The sequence below is a fragment of the Streptomyces sp. NPDC059895 genome, from assembly GCF_042731035.1.
In the GTDB taxonomy this organism is placed as follows: domain Bacteria; phylum Actinomycetota; class Actinomycetes; order Streptomycetales; family Streptomycetaceae; genus Streptomyces.
Map to the genome: position 1 here is coordinate 1 of NZ_JBHWKO010000006.1, position 10,270 is coordinate 10,270.

The 10,270-nt window shown below is 75.8% G+C and carries 8 protein-coding genes and 1 pseudogene; 8 read left to right on the plus strand and 1 reads right to left on the minus strand.

The features are described 5' to 3' along the window. Positions 1–91: 91 nt before the first annotated feature. The 6 genes and pseudogenes from ACFV9M_RS09010 to ACFV9M_RS09035 all read left to right on the plus strand — a co-directional run. Positions 92–262 (plus strand): annotated as a pseudogene (locus ACFV9M_RS09010) (serine/threonine-protein phosphatase); the annotation flags it as partial. A 63-nt stretch (positions 263–325) separates the two neighbouring features. Then, positions 326–1,855, plus strand: coding sequence for a hypothetical protein (locus tag ACFV9M_RS09015; protein WP_385074040.1), 1,530 nt, complete (start codon positions 326–328; stop codon positions 1,853–1,855). Positions 1,856–2,141: 286 nt separating this feature from the next. Next, on the plus strand, positions 2,142–3,491 hold the full coding sequence (locus tag ACFV9M_RS09020) for a helix-turn-helix domain-containing protein (RefSeq protein WP_385074038.1): 1,350 nt from the start codon (positions 2,142–2,144) through the stop codon (positions 3,489–3,491). 371 nt (positions 3,492–3,862) lie between these two features. Continuing rightward, positions 3,863–4,864, plus strand: coding sequence for a permease (locus tag ACFV9M_RS09025; RefSeq protein ID WP_385074036.1), 1,002 nt, complete (start codon positions 3,863–3,865; stop codon positions 4,862–4,864). Further along, positions 4,852–5,637, plus strand: coding sequence for a TIGR03943 family putative permease subunit (locus tag ACFV9M_RS09030; protein ID WP_385074033.1), 786 nt, complete (start codon positions 4,852–4,854; stop codon positions 5,635–5,637). Before ACFV9M_RS09025 ends, ACFV9M_RS09030 begins: the two co-directional genes overlap by 13 nt. A 76-nt stretch (positions 5,638–5,713) precedes the next feature. Continuing rightward, complete coding sequence (locus tag ACFV9M_RS09035; protein WP_385074031.1) at positions 5,714–6,439, plus strand: GAF and ANTAR domain-containing protein; 726 nt, start codon at positions 5,714–5,716, stop codon at positions 6,437–6,439. Positions 6,440–6,472: 33 nt separating this feature from the next. Here the strand turns inward: ACFV9M_RS09035 and ACFV9M_RS09040 are convergent, their stop codons facing one another. Further along, positions 6,473–7,246, minus strand: a complete 774-nt coding sequence (locus ACFV9M_RS09040; protein WP_385074028.1) for a hypothetical protein — start codon at positions 7,244–7,246, stop codon at positions 6,473–6,475. A gap of 676 nt (positions 7,247–7,922) precedes the next feature. On the opposite strand from ACFV9M_RS09040, the gene thrS reads away from it, so the two are divergent. Next, positions 7,923–9,143: a threonine--tRNA ligase gene (gene thrS, locus ACFV9M_RS09045; RefSeq protein ID WP_385074025.1), complete on the plus strand. Its 1,221-nt coding sequence runs from the start codon at positions 7,923–7,925 to the stop codon at positions 9,141–9,143. A 45-nt stretch (positions 9,144–9,188) separates the two neighbouring features. Beyond that, entirely contained in the window at positions 9,189–10,154 is a 966-nt protein-coding gene (locus ACFV9M_RS09050; RefSeq protein WP_385074022.1) for a nucleoside hydrolase, read from the plus strand. Positions 10,155–10,270 lie beyond the last annotated feature (116 nt).

Consider the following 10,270-nt stretch of genomic DNA (forward strand, 5'->3'; position numbering starts at 1 on the left):
CAACGTCGCCCGAGCACGGTTCACTTCATGTGCGTCCACCCACCCAACATGCCCTGAAACAGGACCGCGAGACAGACCTAACGGAGTCCTACTAGCCCGCGATCCCCGCACCGCCGAGCCCGCCCGCCTGGTCGCCCACGTCCGCGACCGCACCCTGAGCCACTGCGGTGGCCACCTCGCCGACGACACGACGATCTTCGCGGTACGGCGTGCAGGGCCCGAGACCGACGAAGGCCCCGTACGGGGACGTTTGCAGACCTGAGCCCCACCTTTGCAGCAGCAGCGGTTACGGTGCTGCCGTACGTGATCGACAGGGGGAGGGACGATGCCCGGAACCGTGCTGCTGCTGGCGGCCTCACCCGTGGGCAAGGGATGCCTGGTGGAGGCGGCCTCCGTGCTTCCCGTGCTCGCGGCGGTGCCGCCCGCGGTGCTGGCCGGCACCGACACCGCGAACGTCGTCGAGCTGGCCGATCCGCTCGAACCACAGGCCGTCCTCACCCGGCTGCGGGCCGCCGCTGCCGCCCCCGGGCCGCTGACCGTGTTCGTCGCCGGTCAGCTCCAGCTCGACCGGCGCCAGCGGCTGCCCCATCTCGCGCTGGCGCGTACGACACCGGCGACCGTCCGGTACACGGCCTTCCCCTGGCACTGGTTCCGGGAGGAGCTGCGACTGCGGCCGGCCGGGGCGACCACGCTGCTGGTCGACCTGCACGCGGACGCGGAGACCTGGCAGTGGCTGCGGGGGCGGGGCCTGGACTGCGGGCCGTCGGTCGCCGTGCACGGGCGGATCGCGCCGCCGCCCGGGCGGCGGCGGGTGGCCTCGCCGACGTACATGCGGGCGGTTGCGACGATACTGCGCAGTGGCGGGCGGCCCCCCGCGGACCAGTTGCACCAGATGGCGTTGGCGCGGATCGCGTCGGAGGGGGAGGTGGGGGACCTGGTGGTGTCCGGTGTGGGACCCGCCGTCGGCCCCTCCGCCACCTCCGCCCCGTTCGCCGCCGCTCCCTTCCCCGGCTCCCCGTTCCCCGGCTCCCCGTTCGCGCCGCCGGGCGGTGCGTCTCCGGCCCCGGGCTCTCCCGCCGTCGTGTCGCAGGCCCCTGCGTCTCCGGCCGCCGCCCTCCCCGGCTTCCCGGCCCCCGCCTCTCCGGCGGCCGTCCGCCCCGACTCCACGCTCCCCGTCTCCGCCCCTCCCACGGCCCCCGTCCCGGCCGCCCCCGAGCCCGCCTCCGCCCTTCCCGTACCGGCCCCGGCGGTCCCCGGCGCCCGGACGACACCGGACGGCACGCCGCACACGCAGCAGGGCACCCCGTCGGACGGCACGCCGGACGGCACGCTGCACACCCCGCAGGGCACCCCGTCGGACGGAACGCCGGACGTCACTCCGGAAGAGGCGCCCCCCGCCGCTCTCGCGCCGGAACCGGCGTCCCCCGCGCCCGACGACCCCCACGCCGCCATCACCACCGCCGTCCAGTCCGGGCAGCACACGGACGCCGACGCCCTCGCCGCCCGCTGCGAGCGGGCCGCCGCGGCCGCGCACGGGCCCGGTTCGGAGGAAGCGTTGCACTGGGCCGAGGTGCGGGCGGACCTGGCGATGTTCGCGGGGGACCCGGAGCGCAGTTGCCGTACGTGGATGGCGGTCGCCGGTGCGCGGCTGGCCGCCGGGCAGCCGGCCGACGCGCCCGCGGTGGAGGCGGCCGTGGACCGGGCGCACCACCAGTGGGGGCGTATCCCGGACCCGGACCGGGCCCGGGAACTGGGCCCGGACCTCGCCGACCTGCGCGGACGCGTACCGGGCCGGCGCGAGGGCGCCCTGGACCACGTCCGCCAGCACCTGCGCCAGTTGCAGACCCAGGACTGAGCCGGACTACGGCTTGATCGCGTTGGCCGCGGTGACGAGGGCCGCCACGGTGAGGACGGCGGCGGCGAAGGCCCTGGCGTACCGACCGGCGGAGCGGCCGTAGGGTGCGGATGTGCGTTCGGGCACGGCAACCTCGCAACGTCGGCGTCTTCGGCGGGCAAAAAGCGATTTCTGCCACGGCTGCTGGTGTCAACCGTGTATTAAGCATGGTTAATTCGCTGTTTAACCTAGGGGCTGGGTGAGCCTAACGGCAAGAGTCCCAGGGGGAGTTGGGGGGAGTCGGGGCGTGCGTGAGCGGGACGAACCGGAGGTCATCGGACGCCGGGTGCAACGGCTGCGGGCCGAACGCGGGCTGACACAGAGGCAGTTGGCCGAGCCGACCTACACCCCTGCCTACGTCTCGACGCTGGAGGCGGGCCGTGTACGCCCCTCCGACGAGGCGCTCACGCACATCGCCGAGCGGCTCGGGGTGGACTTCGACGAGCTGGCGACCGGGCGGCCGGCCCGGCTCGTGACCGACCTGAGGCTCCGCCTCACCGAGGCCCAGCGCGTCCTCGCCACCGGGGAGGCGGAGGAGGCGGCCCGGCAGTACGCGGGGCTGCTCGCGGAGGCCGAGGAGCACGCGCTCGTCGAGGAGCGGGCCACCGCCCTGCTCGGGCTCGGCGAGTGCGGGATCGAGGCGGGGGACCTGGAGGCGGCCCGGGGGTTCTTCGAGCGGGCGGAGACGTGCCTGGCCGGGGCGTCCCTCACCGCGCGGGTGCCGGCCCTGCGCGGCCGGGCCGTGGCCCACTACCTCGCCGGGGAGCTCCGCTACGCGGTGTACCTGCTGGAGTCCGCCCTCGACGAGCTCAACCGGGGCGGCCTGCACGACCCCGACGCCCTGCTGCTGCTCTACGCCTCCGTCATCGGCCCCTACATGGACATGGGCGCCCACGCGCGTGCCGCGCAGGCCGCCGAGTTCGCCCTCGCCCTCGCCCCGAAGGTCGGCGATCCGGCCCTCGTGGCCCGGATGCACCGCTCCGTCGCCCGCACCCTCCTCGCCGAGGGCCGCGTCGCCGAGGCCGACGCCTCCCTCGCCAAGGCCGCCGAGCTGTACCGGCAGCTCCGGCTGCGCACCGAACTCGCCAACTGCCACTGGATGCGCGGCTACGTCTGCGCCCAGAACGGCGAGCTGGAGCGGGCCGAGGACGAGCTGAAGCAGGCGCGGGCGATGCTCTCCGCCCAGCGCGCCGCCCTCTACAGCAGCCAGGTCGCCGTCGAGCTGGCCGACGTCCTGCACCGCCGGGGCAGGTCGCAGGAGGCGGCCGCGCTGCTGCACGGCGTCCTCGGTGACCTCTCCTCCGAGCGCGGGGCCGTGCACGCGGCGGGCGCGCACCGGCTGCTCGGCATCATCGCCGAGGACGCCCGCGACACGGAGACCGCCGAGGAGCACTACGTCCGCGCCCTGAGCCTGCTGGAGCGGGCCGGGGCCGCCGGTGACCTCGCCGACCTGTGCCGGCTCCTCGGTGACCTGCTGCGGCGCACGGGGCGGGTGGAGGCCGCCCTCGACGCGTACCGGACGGGGCTGGGCCACGGCCACCGTACGGCGCCGGGGACGACCACCCTGGGCCCTGCCCCGGCCCAGCCGCCGCTGTAGCCGGACGACGGCGCTCGCCCCGGGCGGGGCCGGTGCCGGGTGCGGCCGGGTGCGGCCGGGTGCGCTGCCGGGTCCGCGTCCGGGTGCGGGTCGTGGTGGGTTGCTCGCGCAGTTCCCCGCGCCCCTGGGTGGGGTTGCTGGACGCCTGCTGCCGGGTGGCGGGCCGTTGCCCCGGCGGACCCGCGCGCCCGCGTCCGGGTGCGGGTCGTGGTGGGTTGCTCGCGCAGTTCCCCGCGCCCCTGGGTGGGGTTGCCGGACGCCTGCTGCCGTAGCAGATGCGCGGGCCGCACAGGTTTCTCTCCGTCGATCCCGAGGTTGCGCACAGCCGCCGCCGCTAGCGTGCCCGCGACGACGACGGGCGGGACCGGAGAGTGCAGAACCGACGAACAGTGGCCGACGGCCTGCGCCTCGGCGTGCGCGCGCTGGTGTACGCCGTCCTCGGCGGCACCGCGCTGCTCGCCCTCGCCACGGTCGTGGCCGTGCTCGGCCCGACGGTCGCGCTCGACCTGTACACCCCGCCCGTGGCCGCCTGGTGGACGGTCTTCACGGCCATCGCCGTCCAGGGCGTGCCGTTCCTCCTCCTCGGTACGGTCGTCTCGGCGGCGATCGGCGCGTTCGTGCCGGAGCGGGTGCTCCGACGGCTGCTGCCGCGCCGGCCGGCGTTCGCCGTGCCGGTCGCCGGGGTGGCCGGGGTCGTCCTGCCGGGCTGCGAGTGCGCGTCCGTGCCGGTGGCCGGGAGCCTGATGCGGCGCGGGGTCGCCCCGGCGGCGGCCCTCGCCTTCCTGCTCTCGGCGCCCGCGATCAACCCCGTCGTGCTCGTCGCGACCTCGATCGCGTTCCCGGGCCAGCCGATGATGGTCCTGGCCCGGCTGGTCGCGTCGCTCGGCACCGCCGTGGTGATGGGCTGGCTGTGGGCGCGGTTCGGCCAGGAGAAGTGGCTGCGCCTGCCGCGCCGGCCCGCCGCGCACGCCACCGGCGCCCGCGCCTTCCTCATCGGCCTCCAGCACGACTTCCTGCACGCCGGAGGCTTCCTCGTGCTGGGCGCGGCGGCGGCGGCGACCTTCAACATCGCCGTCCCGCGCTCCGTGCTGGACCTGTTCACCGGCTCGCCGTGGCTGGCGGTGCTGCTGCTGGCGCTGCTGGCGGTGGTGCTGTGCGTGTGCAGCGAGGCCGACGCCTTCGTCGCCGCCTCCCTGAGCGCCTTCCCGGCGACCGCGCGGCTGGCGTTCATGGTGGTCGGGCCGATGGTCGACCTGAAACTGATCGCTCTCCAGGCCGGCACCTTCGGCCGTGCCTTCGCGGTGCGCTTCGCGTCCGTGACCTGGGTGGTGGCCGTGGCCGCCAGTGTCCTCGTGGGGTGGTGGCTGCTGTGACGCGGCGGTACGGACCGGCGGTGCTGCTCCTGCTGACGGGCGGGGCGGTCCTGCGCATCGCGCTCTTCAGCGAGCTGTACCTGCGCTACGTGCAGGCGGGGCTGCGGCCCTACCTGATCGTCTCCGGGGTGGCGCTCGTCCTGCTGGGACTGGTGACGGCGGTACTCCGCGGCCGCACACCGGACGGCGGGCACGAGGAGGACCGTGACGAGGTGGACGGCCACGAGGACGACCGTGACGAGGTGGACGGCCACGGTCACGGTCACGCCCATCATCCCGCCGGCTCCCGTCTCGCCTGGCTCCTCACGCTCCCCGCCCTGGCCCTCCTCCTCTTCCCGCCGCCCGCCCTCGGCTCCTACAGCGCCGAGCGGGAGGCCGCGCAGCAGGCCGCGCAGGGCGTCGGGACCTTCCCGGCGCTCCCGGCCGGGGACCCGCTGGACCTCACCCTGTCCGAGTTCAGCTCCCGCGCGATCTACGACAGCGACCGCTCGCTGAAGGGCCGTACGGTCCGTCTGACCGGCTTCGTCACGCGCGGCGACGACGGCACCTGGTACGTCACCCGTCTCGCCGTCGCCTGCTGCGCCGCCGACGCCACGACCGGCAAGGCCGAGGTCCGCGACGCCGACGCGCCGACCGTCGACAGCTGGGTCACCGTCACCGGCACCTGGCATCCGAAGGGCACCCTCGGTTCGGAGAAGGCCTGGCCGCCGGTCATCGACGCGGTGTCGGTCGAGCGGATCGAGCAGCCCGCGGATCCGTACGAGGACGCGTAGGGACACCGGTTTCCCCCGCGGGCGGGGGGTACCCGGCCCGACGACGGGAAGGTCACTGCGGCAGGCGTACGCGGAGGTGGTCGGCGTGCGCGATCGGGACCGGGAGCGGATCACCGAGGTGATCGCCCAGGAGGTACGGGACGCGGAGCCCGGCGAGGTGCCCGAGCGGCTGTGCGCCGCGGCGGTGCGGCTGCTGCCGGTGAGCGGCGCGAGCGTGTCCCTGCGCGGCGACGGGATGCTCGTACCGCTGAGCGCGAGCAGCGAGCTGGCCGCGCACCTGATGGAGGTGCAGGCCACGCTCGGGGACGGGCCCTGTCAGCGGGCCGCGGACACCGGCGCGCCCGTCTTCGCCTCCGACCTCACGGCGGGCCGGGACGCCGGCCGCTGGCCGGTGTTCGCCCAGCAGGCGGCGGCCGCCGGGGTGCGGGCCGTGTACGCGTTGCCGCTCGGCGACAGCGCGGTGTGCGTGGGCACCCTCGACCTCTACCGGGACGCCCCCGGCGAGCTGGACCCCCAAGAGGTCCGTACGGCGCGCTACGTGGCCGACGTCGTCACCGTCGCGCTGATGGCGCTGCCGCGCGGGGAGGAGGCGGGCCGGCTCGGCGACGGCCTCTGGCTGAGTCCCCTGGCGACCGGCCACGACGAGGTGTACCAGGCCGTCGGCATGGTCATGGCCCAACGCGGGGTGCCCGCCGACGAGGCGCTGGACCTCCTGCGCGCCCACGCGTTCGCGGAGGGCCGCACGGTCCTCGACATGGCCCACGACGTCGTCGCCCGTTCTACCCGCTTCGACGCGGACTGACCGGGCCCGCCCGGCTCGCACCTCACACCTCCCTCACACCTGGGCCCGGCCCTGCTTCCTGACCTCCGTCAACCGCCGCACGCCCAGTTGTACGGCGGCCTGCGTGGCCTCGTTCGGCACGTCGTTGAGGCTGCCGTTGGTGAGGGCGAAGGTGTCCTGGCCGGCGCGTACGGCGGCGACGTCGAGGTCGAGGGAGACCGGGTCGCCGTCGGCGCTCCAGTCGGTCAGCGTCACCCGCAGGCCCTGCCGGGCGTCACCGACCTCCGGCAGGCGCAGCTCCCCGACCGACACGTCGAGCACGGTGCCGTCCGGTGCCGTCGCCGTGAACCGCGCGCACTTCTCGGGCAGCGCCCGCAGCCAGGCCAGGACGCGGTCCGCCTCCGCCGGGCGCAGACCGCCGAGCTGGTAGCGCAGCTGGGCCTCGCTGTCCGGGTCGTCGAGGGCGACGACGGCGCGGGCGGGGCCCCCGAGCAGCTCGTCGGTGTACAGGCCGTCGAGCAGCTTCTGGCAGTCCGCGGTCGGCGTGGTCGCCTTGAGCATGCCGTCCCGCCAGGCGGCGGCGCCGCGCGTCGGGGTCCAGGGCGCGCCGAGGTCGGTGTCGGTGATCAGCGCGGCGTGCGCCTGGTCCTCCGTGAGGACGGGGACGTTCGCGGGCGTGGAGGGCTTGCCCGACGGCGACTTCTGCACGGTGGGGAGGGGCTGCCGCGCGGTCGGGGGGTGCTCCAGGCCGAGGGTGGCGCAGGCGCTGACGGTGAGCAGCAGCCCGGTGGCGGAGAGGGCGGAGGCGAGGAACGTGCGGCGGGTCATCGGGGCTTGCCTCCTGGATGAACGACGGTCGGCGGTCAGCCGCACGCCGGCTGCCGACTGCCGGTGGCCGGTGGCAGATGCGGGCTGCCTCCTTCTCACGGCACCATCACCGAGGCGGGCCGACCAGCGCGGCGGGGCCGTCCGGGTTACGGGACCCGGTGCGCACGGGTGAACGCGGGCGAGCGGGAGGCGTCGCCGCCGGAAGGTTGATCGGGAGCCGGGAGAATCCGCCGCTGCCGGAAGCCGGACCGGCCCGCCGCCGGAAGCCGGACCGGCCCACCGCCGGAAGCCCGACCGGCCCGCCGCCGGAAGGCCGACCGGGAGCCGGGAGAATCCGCCACCGCCGGAAGCCCGACCGGCCCGCCGCCGGAAGCCCGGCCGGGGGCCGGGAGAATCCGCCGCCGGAAGCCCGACCGGCCCACCGCCGCAAGATGACCGCAAACCGGGCGGAAGATCCCCTGCCGCAACCGCCGCCCCCACCGCCCGGAAAACCCCTCGCCCCCTCCCCGCCCCCTTGCTACGTTCCTCCCATGAAGCGCGCCCTTCCGTCCGCCACGACGACGCCGGAGAGTGTCCCGGCGCGCTGACCACTGGTCGTTCGATCGAAGCCCCGGGGCGAGTGCCCCGGGGCTTCGTCGTGGGTGCTCGTCCCTCCACCTCACCCGGAGGAGCAGCCATGCACGACCACCGCCGACTCGGCCGTGACCTCGGCCTGTTCGACACCGATCCCCTCATGGGCGCCGGTCTGCCGTACTGGCTGCCCGACGGCGCGGTCGTCCGCCACACCCTGGAGGAGTACGTCCGGGAGCTGGAGCGGGCGGCCGGCTACCGGCACGTGTACTCGCCGGTCCTCGGCAAGCGCGACCTGTACGAGATCTCGGGCCACTGGGACCACTACCGCGACGACATGTTCCCGCCCATGGAGCTGGGCGCGGAGCAGGTCGTGCTGCGGCCCAGCCTCTGCCCCCACCACGCGCTGATCTACCGCTCCCGCCCCCGCGGCCACCGGGACCTCCCGCTCCGGATCGCCGAGCTGGGCGGGATGTACCGCGCGGAGCTGTCCGGCGTCCTCGGCGGTCTGACCCGCGTCCGGGCCATCACCCTCAACGACGCGCACGTCTTCTGCACCCTGGAGCAGGCGGTGGAGGAGGCCCGCGCGGCGCTCGCCCTGATCGCCCGCGCCTACGCCGACCTCGGCATCCGCGCCTCCCGCCACCGTCTCTCCCTGCCCGGCGAGGGCGGCAAGTACGTGGCCGACCCGGAGCTGTGGCGCCGGGCGACCGCGCTGCTGCGGGAGGTGCTGGACACCTCGGGCCTGGAGTACGAGGCGGCCGAGGGGGAGGCCGCCTTCTACGGGCCCAAGATCGACGTGCAGATCACCGATCCGGCGGGCCGCGAGGCCACCCTGTCCACCGTCCAGATCGACTTCCACCAGCCCGAACGCTTCGGCCTGCGCTACATCGGCGCGGACGGCGCGAGACACCGGCCGGTCATGGTCCACCGGAGCGTCATCGGCAGTGTGGAGCGGGCCGTGGCCCATCTCGTCGAGGCGCACGGCGGCGCGTTCCCGGCGTGGCTGGCGCCCGTGCAGCTGGCCGTGCTGCCGGTGGGCGAGGCCCAGCAGGAGCGGGCGCGCGAGGTGGTGCGGCGGGCGGTGGCGCGCGGGCTGCGGGCGGAGGTGCACGGCCCCCGCGACGGCACCCTCGGCGCACGGATCCGGGCGGCGCGCCGGGTGCCGTACCAGGCGGTGCTCGGCGAGCGGGAGGCCGAGGGCGGGCTGGTCGCCGTACGGCTGCGGGACGGGCGCCGGCCGGGGGCGCTGCCGGTGGACGAGGTGCTGCGCCGGATCGCCGACCGGGTCGCGGCGCGCGGGCCGGAACTGTGGGCTGCTGCGTAAGGTCGCTGACGTAACCCCGGATCCCGTTGTGGGAGGAGCACCGCCGTGACCAGTCACGACCCCGTCCCGGTGATCATCGACTGTGACACGGGCGTCGACGACGCCCTGGCCCTGCTGTTCGCCGTACGGCACCCCGGTCTCGACGTGCGCGCGGTGACCTGTGTCGCCGGGAACACCGACGTGGACGGGGTGGTGCGCAACACGCTGACCGTGCTGGAGCAGGCCGGCGCCGGTGACATCCCGGTCGCCCGGGGCGCCGAGCGTCCGCTGATCGAGCCGGTCCGCACCGCCCGGCACGTGCACGGGCTGGACGGGATGGGCGACCTCGGGCTGCCCGCGCCGACGCGGGTCCCGGTCGACGTGGACGCCGTGACGCTGCTGCGCCGCGAGATCCTCGCCTCGCCGCGTCCGGTCACGCTGATCCCCACCGCGCCGCTCACCAACATCGCCCTGCTGCTGCGCACGCACCCGGAGGTGGTGCGCAACATCGAGCGGATCGTGTTCATGGGCGGCGCGGTGGCGACCGGGAACGCCACGCCGGTCGCGGAGTTCAACGTGTGGCACGACCCGGAGGCCGCGGCGATCCTGCTCACCGCCGGGGTGCCGATCACCATGTACGGCCTGGACGTCTTCAAACGGGTCCTGGTCCCGGCGGCGGACGTCCAGCGGCTGCGCGCGAGCGCGGAGCCCCGGCTGCGGCTGGCGGGGGAACTCCTCGCCCACCGCGACCCGGCGACGTCCGGCGACCCCACGCCCACGGGCGGCCTGGGGGACGCGGGCGCGGTCTGCGCGGTCGCCGACCCGGCGGGCCTGACCACCGAGCCGCTGCCGGTCGAGGTGTCGCTGGCGCCCGGCCCGACCCGCGGCCAGACGGTCGTCGACCGCCGCCCGCGGCCGGGCGAGGCCGAGATCCACGAGGGCGCCCGCGAACAGAGGCTGGTGGACGTGGCGTTGGGGGTGGACGTGGAGCGGTACGTGAGCCTGTGGCTGACGACGGTGGAGAAGCCGTAGGCCCCCCGCCTCCCCGGCACGCCCCCGCCTCCCCGGCACGCCCCCGCCTCCCCGGCACGCCCCCGCCTCCCCGGCACGCCCCCGCCTCCCCGGCACGCCCCCGCCTCCCCGGCACG